General features: G+C 70.1%; 15 protein-coding genes. 10 read left to right on the top strand and 5 right to left on the bottom strand.

Annotated features, from left to right (window positions below):
• Positions 1-6: 6 nt before the first annotated feature.
• Genes ACN8HC_RS07235 through ACN8HC_RS07225 form a run of 3 tightly spaced genes read left to right on the top strand, consistent with a single transcriptional unit; the run spans position 7 to position 5,020 of the window.
• Complete coding sequence (locus ACN8HC_RS07235; protein ID WP_490074145.1) at positions 7-2,376, top strand: GNAT family N-acetyltransferase; 2,370 nt, start codon at positions 7-9, stop codon at positions 2,374-2,376.
• A gap of 55 nt (positions 2,377-2,431) precedes the next feature.
• Positions 2,432-3,946, top strand: a complete 1,515-nt coding sequence (locus tag ACN8HC_RS07230; RefSeq protein WP_490074144.1) for a serine/threonine-protein kinase — start codon at positions 2,432-2,434, stop codon at positions 3,944-3,946.
• A gap of 57 nt (positions 3,947-4,003) precedes the next feature.
• On the top strand, positions 4,004-5,020 hold the full coding sequence (locus tag ACN8HC_RS07225) for an acetamidase/formamidase family protein (RefSeq protein ID WP_490074143.1): 1,017 nt from the start codon (positions 4,004-4,006) through the stop codon (positions 5,018-5,020).
• Positions 5,021-5,035: 15 nt separating this feature from the next.
• Here ACN8HC_RS07225 and ACN8HC_RS07220 read toward each other — a convergent pair whose 3' ends face one another.
• The 3 genes from ACN8HC_RS07220 to lpdA all read right to left on the bottom strand — a co-directional run bounded on the left by ACN8HC_RS07220 (position 5,036) and on the right by lpdA (position 9,254).
• Positions 5,036-5,935 carry a TIGR01777 family oxidoreductase gene (locus ACN8HC_RS07220; RefSeq protein ID WP_490074142.1) on the bottom strand — a complete coding sequence of 300 codons (900 nt, stop codon included), beginning with the start codon at positions 5,933-5,935 and terminating at the stop codon, positions 5,036-5,038.
• Positions 5,936-6,009: 74 nt separating this feature from the next.
• A complete protein-coding gene (sucB, locus tag ACN8HC_RS07215) occupies positions 6,010-7,806 on the bottom strand; it encodes a 2-oxoglutarate dehydrogenase, E2 component, dihydrolipoamide succinyltransferase (protein ID WP_490074141.1) in 1,797 nt (598 codons plus the stop codon).
• A 65-nt stretch (positions 7,807-7,871) separates the two neighbouring features.
• The gene (gene lpdA / locus ACN8HC_RS07210) at positions 7,872-9,254 is read right to left on the bottom strand and encodes a dihydrolipoyl dehydrogenase (RefSeq protein WP_490074140.1); all 1,383 of its coding nucleotides are present in this window, start codon (positions 9,252-9,254) and stop codon (positions 7,872-7,874) included.
• A gap of 176 nt (positions 9,255-9,430) precedes the next feature.
• Between lpdA and ACN8HC_RS07205 the strand changes: the two genes are divergently transcribed.
• A complete protein-coding gene (locus ACN8HC_RS07205; RefSeq protein ID WP_490074139.1) occupies positions 9,431-9,610 on the top strand; it encodes a DUF5302 domain-containing protein in 180 nt (59 codons plus the stop codon).
• 69 nt (positions 9,611-9,679) lie between these two features.
• On the opposite strand, the gene ACN8HC_RS07200 is transcribed toward ACN8HC_RS07205, so the two are convergent.
• A complete protein-coding gene (locus ACN8HC_RS07200) occupies positions 9,680-11,188 on the bottom strand; it encodes a leucyl aminopeptidase (protein ID WP_490074138.1) in 1,509 nt (502 codons plus the stop codon).
• Positions 11,189-11,259: 71 nt separating this feature from the next.
• Here ACN8HC_RS07200 and gcvT point away from each other — a divergent pair, with 71 nt between their 5' ends.
• The gene (gene gcvT / locus ACN8HC_RS07195) at positions 11,260-12,363 is read left to right on the top strand and encodes a glycine cleavage system aminomethyltransferase GcvT (RefSeq protein ID WP_490074137.1); all 1,104 of its coding nucleotides are present in this window, start codon (positions 11,260-11,262) and stop codon (positions 12,361-12,363) included.
• 72 nt (positions 12,364-12,435) lie between these two features.
• Positions 12,436-12,651, top strand: coding sequence for a hypothetical protein (locus ACN8HC_RS07190; RefSeq protein WP_490074136.1), 216 nt, complete (start codon positions 12,436-12,438; stop codon positions 12,649-12,651).
• A 1-nt stretch (position 12,652) separates the two neighbouring features.
• On the opposite strand, the gene ACN8HC_RS07185 is transcribed toward ACN8HC_RS07190, so the two are convergent.
• Positions 12,653-13,261: a DUF3043 domain-containing protein gene (locus ACN8HC_RS07185; RefSeq protein ID WP_490074135.1), complete on the bottom strand. Its 609-nt coding sequence runs from the start codon at positions 13,259-13,261 to the stop codon at positions 12,653-12,655.
• Positions 13,262-13,337: 76 nt separating this feature from the next.
• Between ACN8HC_RS07185 and ACN8HC_RS07180 the strand changes: the two genes are divergently transcribed.
• From ACN8HC_RS07180 to ACN8HC_RS07165, 4 genes are read left to right on the top strand one after another with little or no spacing between them, the layout of a single operon-like run.
• Positions 13,338-14,699, top strand: a complete 1,362-nt coding sequence (locus ACN8HC_RS07180) for a dipeptidase (RefSeq protein WP_490074134.1) — start codon at positions 13,338-13,340, stop codon at positions 14,697-14,699.
• Positions 14,696-15,526 carry a nucleotidyltransferase domain-containing protein gene (locus tag ACN8HC_RS07175; RefSeq protein ID WP_490074133.1) on the top strand — a complete coding sequence of 277 codons (831 nt, stop codon included), beginning with the start codon at positions 14,696-14,698 and terminating at the stop codon, positions 15,524-15,526. The genes ACN8HC_RS07180 and ACN8HC_RS07175 overlap by 4 nt, the downstream gene beginning before the upstream one ends.
• 9 nt (positions 15,527-15,535) lie before the next feature.
• Positions 15,536-16,570, top strand: a complete 1,035-nt coding sequence (locus ACN8HC_RS07170; protein ID WP_490074132.1) for a glutathione S-transferase family protein — start codon at positions 15,536-15,538, stop codon at positions 16,568-16,570.
• A gap of 18 nt (positions 16,571-16,588) precedes the next feature.
• Positions 16,589-17,557, top strand: a complete 969-nt coding sequence (locus ACN8HC_RS07165; RefSeq protein WP_490074131.1) for a nucleoside hydrolase — start codon at positions 16,589-16,591, stop codon at positions 17,555-17,557.
• Positions 17,558-17,566: the final 9 nt, after the last annotated feature.

Raw genomic sequence — 17,566 nt, 5'->3', positions numbered from 1 at the left:
AGATCTGTGACGCTGTCCGTGCGCGCCTGCACCGCATCCGAGTTCCTCGACACCGTCCACCGGGCCGGCCGGACCGTGCCCGTCGAGCAGTCGCCGGAGTGGGCGCGGTATGACGATGTCCTTCCCGGGCGGGAGCACTGGCGGTACCTGCTCGTGGACGACGGCGACACCCCGATGGCCGCGATCAGCCTGACCTCGTTCGCGGGGCGGTTCCTGGAGCAGCTGTGGGCCAAGCACGGGCCGGTCTGGCTGGACGACGACCGCAGCGCCGCGCGGGAGCGTGCCCTGCGCGACGCCCTGTCGTCATACATCCGCAGTGAACGGCCGTCCGCCGCCGTGCTGCGGCTGCACACAGTGCACCCGGGTGACGACCTGGTCGACCCGCTGATCGCGATCTTCTACGACCGCACCATCGTGCTCGACCTCACCAAGTCCGAGGAGCAGTTGCTGTCCGAGATGTCGCAGAGCGGCCGCCGCAACATCCGCAAGGCGATGAAGAACCCGGACCTGGTCTTTACAGACGACACGGCGATCAGCGAGCAGGAGTTCACCGACGTCATCTACCCGATCTTCGAAGAGACCGGCCGCCGTGGCGATTTCGTGCTCCGGCCGCCGGCGTTCTACTACGAGATGCTGCGCCGGCTCGGCCCGGAGATCTGCCGGCTCTACACGGTGCGGCACCGGGGCACCGTCGTGTCCTGGGCGCTCGTGACCGTGTATGACGGCGAGGTCGACTACTACTTCGCCGCCTCCTCGGGAGAGGCGCGCAAGCTGCTCGCGGCATACCTCATGGCGTGGGAGACGATGCGCACGACGAAGGCCGAGGGGGCGACCTTCTTCGACTTCCTCGGCTGCGGCTCGGATCGTTCGCCCTACCTCGACACGCTCAACGAGTTCAAGCTCGCGTTCGCCAAGAAGGGCATGATCGACGCGCCCGGCCCGTGGGACGTCGTGCTCCGCCCCAACGTGCTGCGCGCCTACCACGCGCAGCGTGCGGCGCTCGCCGGCGTCGGCCGGGCGAAACAGGCGGCGCGCGCGTTCGTCGCCGGCCTGCCCCGGTCGAAGTCCGACGCGGTCGAGCTCGCCGACGGCCTGGCCGGGAAGCTCGCGGGTGCCGTGACCCGTCAGCCGCAGGCACCGGCCGACGCCCCGAAAGTGCTGCCGGTGATCCTGGACTTCACCCTGTCCGGCTATGCGCTGGCACGCGCGTTCCACGAGCGTTACGGGCTGAGCAGCATCGCGGTCGTGCCGTTCGCCACCGGCGCCATCGCGGACTCGTCGATCATCCGCGAGGTGCACGAAGTGGGCCCGGAGGGCGTGACCGACCTCGATCTCGTGCTCCGTGAGATTCGTCGGCTGGCAGCCGAAAACCCTGAGCTGACAGTCATTCCGCTGACCAACCACGACGGTCTGGTCCAGGCGCTCTCGGCCAAGCGGGCCACCCTCGGCAAGAACGTCCTCGTCCCGCACGAGTCGCCGGAGATGCTGCACCGGGTGTCCGACAAGAACGTCTTCAACCAGCTGTGCGCGGCCGCCGGCGTGCCCACCCCCCGCACCGTCGTGCTCGACTTCGCCGACGGCCGGCCGAGCGCGGCCGGCCTGGACCTGCCGTGGCCGCTCATCGTCAAGCCGGCCGATTCCGGGCGTTACGGATCCTTGCGGATGGCGGGCAAGAAGAAGCTCTATCAGGTCGGTGACCAGGGTCAGCTGGACGAGTTGCTCGACCGGTTCCAGGCCGCCGGGTATGACGGGCAGCTGCTCGCCCAGGAGTTCATCCCCGGCACCGACCTGCTCTCGGTGACGCTCTACCGCGCCCGCGACGGGCGCATCACCCTGGCGCGCGCCTCGGAGGTCCTGATGCAGGATCCGCGCCCGGCATACCTCGGGATTCCGGATGTGCAGATCGTCACCGAACTCGAGGACGCGATCACGCTCGGCTCCAAGATCCTGACCGAGGCCGACTACCACGGCTTCGCCAACCTCGACGCGATCCGCGACCCTCGCGACGGTCGCGTCGTCTTCTTCGAGATCAACCCGCGCTACGGCCGCAACTGCTACTACGCGACCGCGTCGGGTGCCAACATCGCGGAGCAACTGGTCGCCGACCTCATCGACGAAAACCCAGTCACTGCACCGGATCTCGACGAGGAACTGCTCTACACGACGCTGCCGGCGAAGTTCGTCGAGCAGTCCCTGAGCGGAGCATCGGCTGATCGGGTGCGGCGGCTCGCCGACGCCGGCCGGGTCGTCGACCCGCTGCGGTATGCCGGGGAGCGCAACCCGAAGCACCGGATCTTCGCGAAGGTGGCGGCGTTGCATCACCGCAAGGCGTACCAGGGTCAGTCGATCACGCTGAACGTGGAGGACGTGCGCTGACCGAGCCTGTGGACAAGTTCTGCGGCGGACACCGTGGGCGTGCCACCGTGCCGGTGTGCGCAGTTCTGGAGACGATTCGCCGCAGCCACCCGTGCTGCCGGGCTATGACGTCCTCGGTTTCCTCGGCTGCGGGGCGACCGGCTCCGTGTGGGCGGTGCGCGGTCCGGACGAGATCCGGCGTGCGGCAAAGGTTCTCGCGGCCGACGCGGACCAGCTCGACTACGAGCTGAGCGTCCTGGAGTCGCTGCGGCACGAGCATGTGGTGCGGTTGCACGATGTCGTCGAGACTTCTGAGCCGCCGGGCACCGCCATCGTCATGGAGCTGGCGGAGGGCGGATCGGTCGCGGACACCCTGGCGCGACGCGAGGTGCTGACGCCGGGCGAGCTGGTCACCGTCCTCTGTCCGGTGGCGCGGGCGCTGCACGACCTGCACGGGCTCGGACTCGTGCACGGCGACCTGAGCCCGGGCAACATCCTGCTGACGGGCGAGGGCAAGCCGCTGATCGCCGACCTGGGGATGTCCCGCCTGGCCGGCCACGCCGGGGACGAGGTGTGGGCGACCGAGGCGTGGGCGGCGCCGGAGGTGCTGGCCGGCGGCAGGCCGGTCCCGGCATCGGACGTCTACTCGCTCGGTGCCATCGCCTGGCGTGCCCTCACCGGTGCGCCGCCGGAGCCTGCGGCGTTGCGACCCGAACTCGCCGACCTGGCGCCGCACCTTTCGGCCGGCCTGCGGGACCTGGTCAATGCCGCATTGGCCCATACCGATTCAGCCCGGCCGCTGCCGGGGGAGTTCGCGATCGCGCTGTGGCAGTGCGCACGGCCCGAGCCGGCGCCCGTGCAGGGTTCGCCGGCACGCCGCACAGCCGTTGCCAGCCCGCCCGGCGCGGAGTCGGACGCGCTGACCCGGCGGATCCGGGAGCAGGCAGCTGCAGACGCGGGTGCCACGGGCCTGGCGGCGGTGCCGGACCAGGCACGACGGCGGCGGAGAGTGCCGCCGCGGGTCCGGTGGGTGCTCGGGGCCGCGGTCGTCACCGGGGGAGTGATCGCCCTGGCGGCCACCGGACTCGGCTCCGGTGCTTCCTCGGACGAGGCACGCGCGGCACCCTCGGCACCGACCGTTTCAGAACGGGTGACCCCACCGAGCGCGTCGACGCCATCGACCACGTCGTCCACCGCCACCGCGTCCACCCCCACCGCGCCACCGCTACCCGTCGTGCGGCGTCTCGTCGCCGCCCGTGCCGACGCCTGGACCAGCGGCGACGTCGATCGGCTCGATGCGGCGGAGGTGAAGGATTCCCCGGCATACCAGCGAGATGTCGCTGACCTGCGCACGGCGGCCCGCAAGAACGTCCGCTATCGCGGCCTGCGGTTCACCGTCCGGTCGGCGGCGGTCGAGCAGAGCACCGGGGACGTGGTGCACGTGTCCGCGGTGATCGACAGCTCGGCATACCAGGTCATCGCCGAGGGCACGACACACACGACGCCGGCACGCTTCGGCCAGCACACCGACCTGTCGGTCCGATGGACGAATCACGGCTGGCGAGTAGTGGACTGGGCCGCTCCTCAATGAGCGGCGATGCGTCCGGCATACTCGGAGACGATCCGTCGGCTCGCTGGGAGGCACTTGATGCAGATCGTCCGTCACGACGTCGACCAGGACGCGGACCCCGCCACCTTCGTCTACACCTTCGGCGGTGCGGAGGCTGTCGCGTCGATCCGGCCCGGCACGGTGGTGTCCACCTGGACGGCCGATTGCTATGGCGGCCGAGTGCGCAGCCCGGGCGACCTGGCCACCGAGGTGACGGACACGCGGTTCATCAATCCGCAGACCGGGCCGTTCCACATCGACGGCGCCGAGCCGGGGGACACGATCGCGGTGCACTTCTGCTCGATCACCCCGAGCGTGGACTGGGGCGTGTCGACCACGATCCCGCTGTTCGGCGCGCTGACCGCGACGCCCTACACCGCGATGCTGCACGGCCCGTTGCCCGAGCGGACCTGGATCTACGACCTGGACGTGCCGAGCCGGATCGTCCGCTACCGGGCGCTCGACTCGGACCTCACGATCGACCTGCCGATGGAGCCGATGCACGGCACGGTGGGCGTCGCGCCGCCACTGGGCGAGGTGCGGTCGTCGCTCACCCCGGGCTCCTGGGGCGGCAACATGGACACACCCGAAATGCGCGCCGGCACAACGTGTTACCTCGGGGTCAATGTGCCGGGCGCGCTGCTCAGCCTGGGCGACGGGCACGCCCGGCAGGGCGAGGGCGAGACGTGTGGGGTCGCCGTCGAGACCGCCATGGACACGGTCTTCGCGGTCGAACTGATCAAGGGCGTCGCCACTCCCTGGCCCCGGCTGGAGAACGACACGCACATCATGTCGACCGGATCCACCCGTCCCTTGGAGGACGCCTTCCGGATCAGCCATGCCGACCTGGTCCACTGGGTCTCCGGTGGCCTCGGGCTCTCGCCGATGGACGCCTACCAACTCGTCTCGCAGACCGCGCTCACCCCGGTCGCCAACGTGTGCGACGAGAACTACACGGTCGTCGGCAAGATCGAGAAATCGCACCTGCCCGGGTTCACCGCGTATGACGGCGTGCACGCCCGGCTGCGGGCGCTCGCCGCCGCGGCACACGGCTGACCGCTGCCGCCGGTGTCAGGCGCCGCGTGCGGCACACCGCATGACGTCGTCGATGTCGGTGTGCGTCCAGCTGAAACCGCTGTCCCGCAGGACGTTCGGCGCCATACGAGTGCCGGCGAGAACATCGCCGGCCAACTCACCGAGCACGATCCGGAGCGCAGGAGCAGGAGCGGGCAGGAACGCCGGTCGGTGCAACTCTCGGCCGAGGGCGCGCATCGCGTCGCGTTGCCGGACCGCCGACTCCTCAGGCACCGACAGGTTCACCGGGCCGGTGATCTCCGGGTGGTCGAGCAGATGCACCAGCGCGCGGACCTCGTCGACGAGCGAGATCCAGGACCACCACTGGCGACCGCTGCCGAGCGGCCCGGCGAGACCGAGCCGGGCGAGCGGCAGCACCCGGGCCATCAGACCGCCCCGGGGTGAGACCACCAGTCCGGTGCGGGCCAGGGCAACCGGCGCGCCGGCTGCCGCGGCCGGCGATGTCGCCGACTCCCACGCGATCACCAGATCGACCAGGAAACCACGACCGGGCACCGAGTCCTCGTCGACGACCTCCTCGCCACGATCGCCGTAATAGCCCATGGCCGAGGCGTTGACCAGCCGGACCGGCTCGTCGAGCCGCTCCATCGCGTGCACCACCGTGGTGGTGCTGTCCAGACGCGAGTCGAGCAACTGCCGCTTGTATGCCGCGGTCCACCGCTTGTCGCCGATGCCGGCTCCCGCGAGGTTCACGATCGCCGAAACTCCATGCAGTTGCGCGGGATCCAGCTCTCGTACGGACGGGTCCCACCGCACCTCGCCCGGCCCGGTCGGCCGACGGCGTACCAGGCGGACCACCTCGTCGCCGCGCGCGGTCAGCGCGGCCGACAACGCCGTGCCGATGAGACCGGACGAACCGGTGATCGCGATGCGCATGGTTGCCTCCAGGACGTGGTTTTTCGGCTATGCCAAGCGTGCGCTATACCGCCCGTTTGGCATAGCCGAACCCACTAAACCTCGAAGGCACCCTCTTCGAGCCTCTTCTTCATCGCCACCAGGAACCGCGCGGCGTCGGCACCGTCGACGATCCGGTGATCGTAGGAGAGGGCCAGGTAGACCATCGACCGGATGGCGATGGTCTCGCCGCCGTCCGCGTCGGTGACGACGACCGGGCGCTTCACGACCGCGCCGGTGCCGAGGATGCCGACCTGCGGCTGGTTGATGATCGGCGTGTCGAAGAGCGCTCCACGGCTGCCGGTGTTGGTCAGCGTGAACGTGCCGCCGCCCAGCTCGTCCGGCGTCACCTTGCCCAACCGGGTGCGCTCGGCGAGGTCGGCGATCTTGCGCGACAGACCGGCAATGTTGAGGTCGCCCGCGTCGCGGATCACCGGCACCATCAGGCCCCGGTCGGTGTCGACGGCGATGCCGAGGTTCTCCTGCGGGTGGTAGACGATCGAGTCGTCCTCGACACTGGCATTGAGCTGCGGGTAGGCCTTGAGGGCCTCCACCGCCGCCAGCGCGAAGAACGGCATGAAGCTCAGCTTCACGCCCTCCCGCTGCTCGAATCCGGCCTTCGAGCGGGCGCGCAGCCGCGCGATCTTGGTGACGTCCACCTCGACGACCGTCGTCAACTGCGCCGAGATCTGCAGCGACTCGACCATGCGCGTGGCGATCAGCTTGCGCATGCGGGTCATCTTCTCGGTGGTGCCACGCTTCGCCGAGACCTCGGGCACCGCGCTCGCCGTGGTCGGACGCACCGCCGGAGCAGCCGCCGCGGGGGCCGGTGCTGCTGCAGGCTCCGGCTCGGCCGGCTTGGCGGCCTCGAGCACGTCCTGCTTGCGGATCCGGCCACCGACACCGGTGCCCTGGACCGTCGAGAGGTCGACGCCGTGCTCGGCCGCGAGCTTGCGCACCAGCGGAGTCACGTATGACGCCGGCTCGCGGTCTCCCGAGGCCGCGGCCGGAGCAGACGTCTGTGCGGGCGGCTCCTGCCGGGCCGTCTCCTGCTCTTGAGCAGCCGGCTGCTGGACGGCGGCCGGCGCCTCCTGCTTGGGCGCTTCCTGCTTCGGTGCTTCCTGCTTGGGCGCTTCCTGCTTCGGCGCTTCCTGCTTCGGTGCTTCCTGCTTCGCCGGTGCGGAGCCGCCGGACGCCTCGCCACCCACGATCGCGAGCTCGGCGCCGACCGGCACCGTCTCGTCCTCCTGCACCAGGATCTTGGTGAGCTTGCCGGCAACAGGTGACGGCACCTCGGTGTCGACCTTGTCGGTGGACACCTCGAGCAGCGGCTCGTCGACCTCGACGTCCTCACCCTCGGCCTTCAGCCAGCGGGTGATGGTGCCCTCGGTGACCGACTCGCCGAGCGCCGGCATCGTGATCGTCTCGCCACCGGTGACCTCGCCACCACCGGAGGAGGCGGGGGCCGTCGACTCGGCCGGTGCTGCAGCTGGCTCCGCTGCAGCAGCGGGTGCGTCGGCCTGGGCAGCCTCCGACTGGCCGGCATCGCCCTGGGAGTCCCCGGACTTCGCGGCCTCCTGGCCACCCGATCCGGAGTCGCTCGCCGGGGCGGCCGCGCCGTCACCGATGACCGCCAGGTCGGCGCCCACCGGCACGGTTTCGTCCTCCTCGACCAGCACCTCCTGCAGGGTGCCGGCGACCGGGGAGGGGATCTCGGTGTCGACCTTGTCGGTGGAGACCTCGAGCAGCGGTTCGTCGACCGCGACCTCCTCGCCGACCTGCTTGAGCCATCGAGTCACGGTGCCCTCTGTCACCGACTCGCCGAGTGCGGGCATTGTCACGCGTTCAGACATGGGCTCAAGTCTCCTAGATTGTGTGGCGGGTGTGCGGTTTTGTCTCACGGACAAGTCTGTGTGTCTCAGCCATGGGCGTGCAGCGGCTTCCCGGCCAGCGCGAGATGCGCCTCGCCCAGCGCTTCGTTCTGGGTGGGGTGCGCGTGGATCATCGTGGCCACGTCGTCGGGCACGGCCTCCCAGCCGACGATGAGTTGCGCCTCGCCGACCTGCTCGCCCATGCGGGCACCGATCATGTGCACGCCGACGACCGTGCCCGTGTCACCCGCACGCACCACCTTGACGAAACCCTGCGTCTGCAGAATCTGGCTCTTGCCGTTGCCGCCGAGGTTGTATTCGTATGACGTCACGCCGTCACCGTGCTTCTCGCGGGCTGCGGCCTCGGTGAGACCGACGGAGGCGATCTCCGGGTCGCAGTAGGTGACCCGGGGGATGCCGGACTCCTCGATCGGCGTCGGCTCCTTTCCTGCGATCTCCTCGGCGACGAAGATGCCCTGCGCGAAGCCGCGGTGGGCGAGCTGCAGACCCGGCACGATGTCGCCGACGGCATAGACGCCCGGGATGTTCGTGCGGCACCGCTCGTCGGTGACGACATACCCTCGGTCGAGGTCGATGCCGGCCTCGGCATACCCCAGATCGTCGGTGACGGGCCCGCGGCCGACCGCGACGAGCAGCAGGTCCGCGGTGAGCGAGTCACCCGACTCGAGCGTGACGACCACCTCGTCGCCGTTCTGCGTCGCCGAGGCCAGCTTCGCACCGGTGAGGGCCTTGATCTTGCGCTTCTTGAACGCCCGCTCGAGCTGCTTGGAGATGACCTCGTCCTCGGCGGCCACCAGCCGGGGGAGGGCTTCGACGATCGTCACGTCGGAGCCGAAAGACGCGAAGACAGAAGCGAACTCGACACCGATGACTCCGCCGCCCAGCACGATGACTCGCGACGGGACCTCGTCGAGCGTGAGCGCCTGGTCGCTGGTGACGATGCGGCCGCCGACCTCGACGCCGGGCAGCGTCTTGGCGTAGGAGCCAGTTGCGAGCACGATGTTCTTGCCGGTCAGCACCCGATCACCGACCGTCACGGACGTCGGTGAGGTGAGCCGGCCGGCGCCCTCCACGAAGGTGATGTCGTGCGACTTCACCAGGCCCTGCAGCCCCTTGTAGAGACGACCGATGACGCCGTCCTTGTAGGCGTGCACGCCGGTCATGTCGACCGACTCGAAGGTCGTCTTCACGCCGAACTTCGCACCCTCGCGCGCGCTGTCGGCGATCTCCGCCGCGTGCAGCAGCGCCTTCGTCGGGATACAGCCACGGTGCAGGCAGGTACCCCCGACCTTGTCCTTCTCCACCAGTGCGACCCGCATGCCCAGCTCCGCGGCGCGGAAGGCGCAGGCGTAACCCCCACTGCCGCCACCGAGGATCACCAGGTCGAATTCGTCGGCGGTTGCCGTCATGCCCGGAACGCTCCCTTGCGTCTCGACTGCTGTCCGGGGCCAATCTTGGCACTAGCCGCCCGGCCGGGTGCGAGCGGTATGACGACAGATCGGCGCCGGTCCGAATATGCGGTGGCACGCCGAGCGGCTCCGTGCGAGAGTGATCGGATCAGCCCGAGTGCAAGGAGGCCCATTCCATGACCGACAAGCACGGACCCAGTGACGAGGTCAAGCGCAAGTTCCGTGAGGCGCTCGACAAGAAGCACGCACACGGCGGCACTGACGTGTCGGACAAGTCGCCGCACAGCAAGGTCTCCGGCGCACATGACGCCGAGACCAGCGGCGCTCAGCAGATGTTCCGCCGCAAGTCCGGTTGACCGAAAGTCCTTGAGAACAAAGGAAACCCCGTGCCGACGGCACGGGGTTTCCGTTCGTCCGGCGGCGTCTCAGCTTCGAGACCTCGCCAGCTGGACGAGCGTGCGCACGCCGAAGCCCGAGGCGCCCTTGTCGACATACCCGTAGCTGTCGTCGGAGGAGTATGCCGGCCCGGCGATGTCCAGGTGCACCCACGGCAGCTGCGTGCCGTCCGCGTGGTCGCCGACGAAGTCCTGCAGGAAGAGCGCGGCGACGATCATGCCGCCCTGCCGGGCACCGGTGTGCTTCGTGTCGGCCACCAGCGACTTCATCCCCGACCGCAGGTGCTGCAGCAGCGGGATCGGCCACACGTCCTCACCCGCGTCACGTGCTGCGGTCAGCACCTCCTCCCGGGCGGTGTCGTCGTTGCCGAGCACGGCGGCGGTCCGGGTGCCGAGCGACAGCACGGCGGCACCGGTCAGCGTCGCGACGTCGACGACCAGGTCCGGGCCCTCCCGGGACGCCAGCGCGAGACCGTCCGCCATGACCAGGCGGCCCTCGGCGTCGGTGTTGATGATCTCGACGGTGCGCCCGTTGGGCATGGTGACCACGTCGCCGGGACGCTGCGCGTCGGCGCCGGTGAGGTTCTCGGCGAGGCACAGGTAGGTCGTGACCGCGACCGGCAGGCCGAGCTCGGCGATCGCCGCCGTGGCGGCGGCCACCGCGGCAGCGCCGGCCATGTCGCACTTCATGGTGACCATGCCCTCCGCGGGCTTGATGCACAGGCCGCCCGAGTCGAACGTGATGCCCTTGCCGACGAGCGCGATGTGCGTCTTGGCACGCGCCGGGCGATAGGTCAGCACGACCAGGCGGGGTGGCCGCGCCGACCCGCGACCGACCCCGATGAGGCCGCCGCACGACTCCTTGGCCAGGGCCTTCTCGTCGAGCACCTTGACCTTCACCTTGCCGCCGCCGAAGTGCTCCTTCACCGCCGCCGCGAACGACTCCGGGTAGAGGTCGAGCGGAGGAGTGTTGACCAGGTCCTGGGCCCAGGCCCGCTGCGCCGCGACCACCTGCGCCTGCTTGACGCCGGCCTTGACCGTCTTGTCCTTGGCCAGCGGTGTGAGCACGGTGAGCTTCGCGATCGGCTTCCGGTCCCGGCGGTCCGACTTGTATGACGAGAACGCGTAGGCGCCGAACAGTGCACCCTCGCACGCCGCGACCACGCCGGACGGATCGGTGGACGGGAACGCGATGGTGATGCTGTCGGCCTTGCCGCGCAGCGCCCGGACGGCGGCACCCGCGGCACGGCGCAGCGCCTCGTCGTCGTCGGCGGACGGCATACCGCTGATGCCGGAACCGGCGACCACGACGGTGCCGTCGACGCCGGGCACCCCAGCGAGCCGGACGATCTCGTCCGCGGCACCGGTTGCGGTGAGTGCGAGCAGGCCCGCGTCGAGGTGTTCCCGGGTCTCCGCCGCCAGCGCGGGAGTCTCGGCGACCTGCGCGGCGTCACCGTCCTGGACGGCCAGCACCACCAGCGCGTCGCCCTTGATCTTGTCGGCCGGTTGGTCGGCGGCGGTCAGCCTCGGCACGGACATGGTTCTCCTTCACTCGGGGGACAGGACTCCTGGCGACGATACGCCGTCCCGGGGACGCTACGGTGCCAGCCATGAGCGAGCAGCTGAAGACGTCCCCCCTGCACGATCGTCATGTCGCACTCGGCGCAAAGCTCGCCGATTTCGGCGGGTGGGAGATGCCGATCGAATACCCCGGCGTCGGCGTGCTGCGCGAGCACACCGCCGTGCGCGAGCGCGTCGGCATCTTCGACGTGTCGCACCTCGGCAAGGCTCTGGTGCAGGGCGCCGGAGCAGCCGACTTCGTCAACAGTTGCTTCACCAACGACCTGCGCAAGGTGGCGCCGCCGAAGGCGCAGTACACCATGTGCCTCGACGACGCGACGGCCGGCGTCGTCGACGACCTGATCCAGTACTTCCGCTCCGAGGACGAGGTGTTCCTCGTCCCGAACGCCGCGAACACCGCCGAGGTGGTCCGGCGGATGCAGGAGAAGGCGCCGGACGGCATCGAAATCACCGACCAGCACGCCGAATTCGGCATTATCGCCGTGCAGGGGCCGAAGGCCCCGGAGGTGGTCGCAGCGCTCGGCCTGCCGACCGACCTGGACTACATGTCGTTCGGCGTCGCCCAGTGGGAGGGCCGCGAGGTGATCGTGCTGCGGTCCGGTTACACCGGCGAGAAGGGTTTCGAGCTGGTGCCGAGGTGGGAGGACACCCCGGCCCTGTGGGACGCGCTCGTCGAGGCGATGACGCCGTATGACGGCCTGCCGTGCGGCCTGGGCGCCCGCGACACCCTGCGCACCGAGATGGGCTACCCGCTGCACGGCCACGAACTCTCGATGGACATCACCCCGAACATGGCGCGCGCCGGCTGGGCCGTCGGTCGGAACAAGGAGACCTTCTGGGGCAAGGAGGCGCTCGCCGCGCAGAAGGAGGCCGGTGGCTACCGGCTCACCTGGGGGCTGAAGGCGACCGGTCGGGGCATTCCCCGGCCGGGCTGCGACGTGAAGAACGCAGACGGTGCCGTGATCGGCACGGTCACGTCGGGCACCATGTCACCGACGCTGAAGGTCGGCATCGCGATCGCGTTGCTCGACCGCGGTGTGCAGGAAGGCGACGAACTCGTCATCGACGTGCGGGGGCGAGAGCTGCCGGCGGTCGTGGTCAAGCCGCCGTTCGTGCACACCGAGGTCGACTGAGTCCCGGAGCAGCAGCCGAGGATCTCCCGTCGGTGACCAAGTCTGTCAGTCCGGGCGCCTATCGTCATGGCCATGACCGAAGGCTGGAGCTGGAGCTACGAAGACGCCGAGGGCGCACCCGTCACCTCGGCGCAGATGGTGACGACCGGGTTTCCGACGCAGGGCGACGCCGAGAGCTGGCTCGGCGAGCACTGGCGGTCGTTGTTCGCCGGTGGCGTCGCCGCCGTGACGCTGCACCATGGAGACCGGACGGTCTACGGGCCGATGCTGTTGACCAGCGGGGGATAGCTCAGATCTTGTCGCCGCGCTTGACACGCGGCATCGGCCGGCGGCCGGCGCGCAGCTGGAAGGCGCGCATGACGGCATACGAAGCGGTGCCGCGCGGCGGCTCGGTGTGGAAGCGCTCGCGGATCTGGGCCTTGATGCGGCGCACCATCAGGAACGCGTCGATCACGCCCAGCACGACCACCAGCCAGACCAGGAAGAACGCCGACATCTGCAGCGTCCGGTTGGGCAGCACGGTGAGCACCAGCACGATCAGCATCAGCGGCAACAGGATCTCGCCGAAGTTGCGGCGGGAGTCGATGTAGTCGCGGATGAAACCCTTGACCGGTCCCTTGTCACGCGGCGGCAGGGCCTTCTCGTCGCCTCGGGCGAACGCCTCCCGCTGCTCGATTCGCTGCCGGCGGACGTCGTCGCGGGACTGGCGCTTGGCCGCCTTCCGGTCGGTGGGCACCAGCGGCTTGCGGCGGGCTGCCTCCCGCTCCTTGCGGGTCGGAGTCGGCCGGCCCTTCTTGGCGGTCTGCCCGGAGGAGGCCGACACGACCTCCTCCGCGGGCTGCGCTGCAGCGTCGGGAGTGGCTTCGGAATCAGCGGGGGTCTTGTGGCGGCCGAACACGACGGACAGTGTACGTGTGATCGCGCCGCTGCTCACGACCGCTGTTCGCCATTCGCCGACCCGCTAGCGTGGCGACGTGACCGACAACACCGTTGCACCGAACCTGTCCGATCTCGCCGCCACCGTGCACCAGTTGATGCCCGCGATCCGGGCCGACCTGGAAGCGTTGACCCGGATCCCGAGCGTCTCGCTGGACTCCTTCGACCAGTCGCACGTCGACGAGAGCGCGGAAGCGGTCGCCGGCCTGCTGCGCGCCGAGGGACTCGAGGTCGAGATCGTGCGCGAGGGCGGCCGCCCCGCCGTGATCGGCCGGCTGGCGCCACCCGAAGGTGCCCCCACCATCACGCTCTACGCGCACCACGACGTGCAGCCCCCGGGTGAGGACAAGGACTGGGACACCCCGCCGTTCGAGCCGACCGAGCGGGACGGTCGGCTCTACGGACGTGGTGCCGCCGACGACAAGGCCGGTGTGATGGCGCACATTGCCGCGCTGCGGGCACACGGCGGTCGGCCGCCGGTCGGTGTCAACGTCTTCGTCGAAGGCGAGGAGGAAGTCGGATCCGACTCACTGGCAACGATTCTCGAGCGACACGGCGACAAGCTGGCCGCCGACGCGATCGTGCTGGCCGACTCGTCCAACTGGAAGATCGGAGTGCCCGCCCTCACCACGTCCCTGCGCGGCATGATCCGGGTCGTGGTGTCGGTGCGCACGCTGGATCACAGCGTCCACTCCGGCATGTATGGCGGGCCGGTGCCCGACGCACTGACCGCGCTGGTGCGCCTGCTCGCCTCCCTGCACGACGACAAGGGTGATGTCGCGGTCGCCGGCTTGGCCGCCGGGGACGCCGCGGACCTCGACTTCGACGAGGCGCGGCTGCGCGAGGAGAGCGGTCTGCTCGATGGTGTGCAGGTCATCGGCACCGGTCCGTTCCTCTCACAACTGTGGACCCGGCCGGCGATCACCACGATCGGCATCGACGCCCCGGCCGTGGACGTCGCGTCCAACACTCTGGTGCCGAGCGCTCGGGCGAAGGTGTCGATGCGGCTCGCTCCGTCCGAGGACCCGCGCGCGGCATACGACCTCCTGCGCCAGCACCTGCTCGACCACGCTCCCTGGGGCGCGCAGGTCGAGGTGACGCTGGACGACGAGGGCGCCGGTTTCGACGCCGACGCCGACGGCCCGATCTACAGCGCTGCGCGGACCTCGTTCGCGGATGCGTGGGACGGCACCGAGCCGGTCGACATGGGCGTCGGCGGCTCGATCCCGTTCGTCGCGGCGTTCGCCGAGAAGTTCCCCGACGCCGCGATCCTGGTGACCGGTGTCGAGGACCCGGACACCCGCGCGCACGGCGCCAACGAGAGCCTGCACCTCGGCGAGTTCGAGCGGGTATGTCTGGCCGAGGCGCTGCTGCTCGCGCGACTGCCCGAGGCGAGATGAGCCTTCCCGTGGAGGTGGTCCGCGCCGTCGCACCGCTGCCGGCCGGGTATGCCGATGTCCTCGAGCGGGTGGTGCGCGCGCTCGAGGCCGATCCGCGGGTCGTGGCGCTGTGGCTCGGCGGCTCACTGGGGCGTGGGGTGGCCGACGCCGGCAGCGACCTGGATCTGATCGTGACCGTCACGGACGACGCTTCGGCCGGCTTCGTGTCTGACGGCGGGTCGGCGTGGGCATTCCTCGAGCCGGTCATCAGCCTCGAGATCCCTGGCATGGCAGGGTGTTTCGCGCTGACGACTCCCGACGGGCTGCGGGTGGACACCGTGCTCGAGCGCGAGTCGGCGGTCGCGGTGACGCCATACCGGCATCGGGTGCCGGTGTTCGACCGGCGGGCGACGGTGGTGCCGGTTCCCGCTGCGGACGAGGAGCCGCGCGGCCCGGACGTCGCGCGCATGGAGGCGGTGGCCGCCGAGTTCGCCCGGCAGCTGGCGATCTTCCCGGATGCGGTCGTCGGGCGCCGGGACTGGCTGCTCGGGCAGGAAGCGGTGCACAACTACCGCACGTTCCTCTACCAGCTGTATGTCGAGTCCAACCAGCCGCTGCCCCCGATGGGTGTCAAGCAGTGGTCCGCGAAGCTGACTCCCGCGCAACGGAATCGGCTGTCCGAGCTGCCCACTCCAGCAGCCGACGACGACTCGGTGATCGACGCGATGCGGTTGGTCGAAGAGGTGCTGCGCACCGAGGGCCGGGCGCTGGTCGAAGGCGCCGGTGGGGTGTGGCCGCAGGACGCGGTCGACGCAGGACTGGCCCGCTGGTCCGCACGCGGGCTGTAGCGTCGGAGGATGGCACAGGGCAGCTATGTGGAACCGAGCTTCGAACGCGACACGCGGTACATCAGCGACCGCATCACCCGGGACGGTGAGGACGGCTGGCCGGTCGAGCCCGGGCGTTACCGGCTCGTGGCGGCGCGGGCCTGCCCGTGGGCCAGCCGGGCGATCACGGTCCGCCGGCTGCTCGGGTTGGAGGACGTCATTTCGCTCGGCCTGTGCGCGCCGACGCACGACGCCGACAGCTGGACGTTCGACCTCGACCCCGGCGGGCTCGACCCGGTGCTGCACATCCCGCGGCTGAAGGACGCCTACGAAAAGCGATTCCCGGGATATCCGCGAGGCATCACGGTGCCCGCGATGGTCGACGTCCCCAGCGGGGAAGTGGTGACCAACGACTTCGTCCCGATGACGCAGGACTTCATCACGCAGTGGACGGCGTACCACAGGGACGGTGCCCCCGACCTGTGGCCGGAGGCGCTGCGCGAGGAAATGGCGCCGGTGATGCAACGCATCTACACCGAGGTCAACAACGGCGTCTACCGGTGCGGTTTCGCCGGTAGTCAGGAGGCGTACGACGCGGCCTATGAGCGGCTCTTCACCGCACTCGACTGGCTGGAGGAGCGGCTCACCAGACAGCGCTACCTGATGGGCGAGCACCTCACCGTCGCCGACATCCGGCTCTTCACCACGCTGGTGCGCTTCGACCCCGTCTACCACGGGCACTTCAAGTGCAACCGGCAGAAGCTGGACGAGTTCCCCGTGCTCTGGGCCTATGCGCGAGATCTGTTCCAGACGCCCGGTTTCGGCGACACCGTCGACTTCGTGCAAATCAAGCAGCACTACTACCGGGTCCACCACGACGTGAACCCGACCGGCATCGTCCCGCTCGGTCCCGACCTGACCAATTGGCTGCACCCGCACGACCGGGCGGAGCTCGGTGGCTCACCGTTCGGTGCGGGCACCGCACCGGGCGAGATCGCGCCCGCCGAGCGGGTGCCGGAGTCGAGCAACCCGGCCGTCGGACCGGACGGTCAGCTGCGCCGCTGACAGAGCACGAGGAACTCCATGCCGAACATCCCGGTGGTCATGGACGTCGACACCGGTGTTGACGACGCGTGTGCGTTGCTGCTCGCGGCGCTGCACCCGCGCGTCGACCTGCGCGCCGTGAGCTGCGTCGGCGGCAACACCGACGTCGATCAGGTCACCCGAAACACGCTCGCAGTGCTGGAGATCGCCGGTCGCGAGGACGTGCCGGTCGCACGTGGCGCCGAGCGCCCGCTCATCGAACGCGCGGTGCACGCGCGGCACGTACACGGGGACGACGGCATGGGTGACCTCGGCTGGGCGCGTTCGGCGCGCGAGCCGGATCCGCGGCACGCGGTCGAGCTGCTGCGCGATGTGTTCGCCGCTGCGTCGGAGCCGATCACCCTGGTGCCGACCGCGCCGATGACCAACATCGCTTTGCTCGCCCGGACCTGGCCCGCGGCGTTCGCGCGGATCGGCCGGATCGTGTTCATGGGCGGTGCCGCGCGGCAGGGCAACGCGACGGCCTCGGCGGAGTTCAACGTCTTCCACGACCCCGAGGCGACCGCCATCGTGCTGGACGCCGCGACCGAGCACGACGTACCGGTCACGATGTACGGGCTCGACGTCTTCTACGAGCCGGTGGTGACCCGCGCTGCCGCGCGCAGCCTGACCGCACGGGGTGGCCGGAATCCCGAGCGGCTGGCCGGCGAACTGATCGAATTCCAGTGCCAGCGCTTCCGATCGGACCAGGCGACCATCGGCGATGCGGGCGCCGTCTGCGCAGTCATCGACCCGGAGGGAATCTCCACCGCTGCGCTGCCGGTGCGTGTCGAGCTCGCCGGGAGTTGGTCGCGCGGCCGGACGATCGTCGATGCCCGGGACTGGACGGGGGACCACGAGCACGACCCGCACGGGCGCGCCGATGCCGTCGTCGACGTCGCGCTGGAGGTCGACGGGCCCCGCTACGCGCAGCTGTGGCTGGAGACGGTCAGTCGTCACACGCTGTGAGCCACTGGT

The sequence above is a fragment of the Flexivirga sp. YIM B11880 genome (assembly GCF_058148645.1).
The sequence above is the reverse complement of the archived record's forward strand: the minus strand, read 5'-3'. Positions and strand labels throughout refer to the sequence as shown.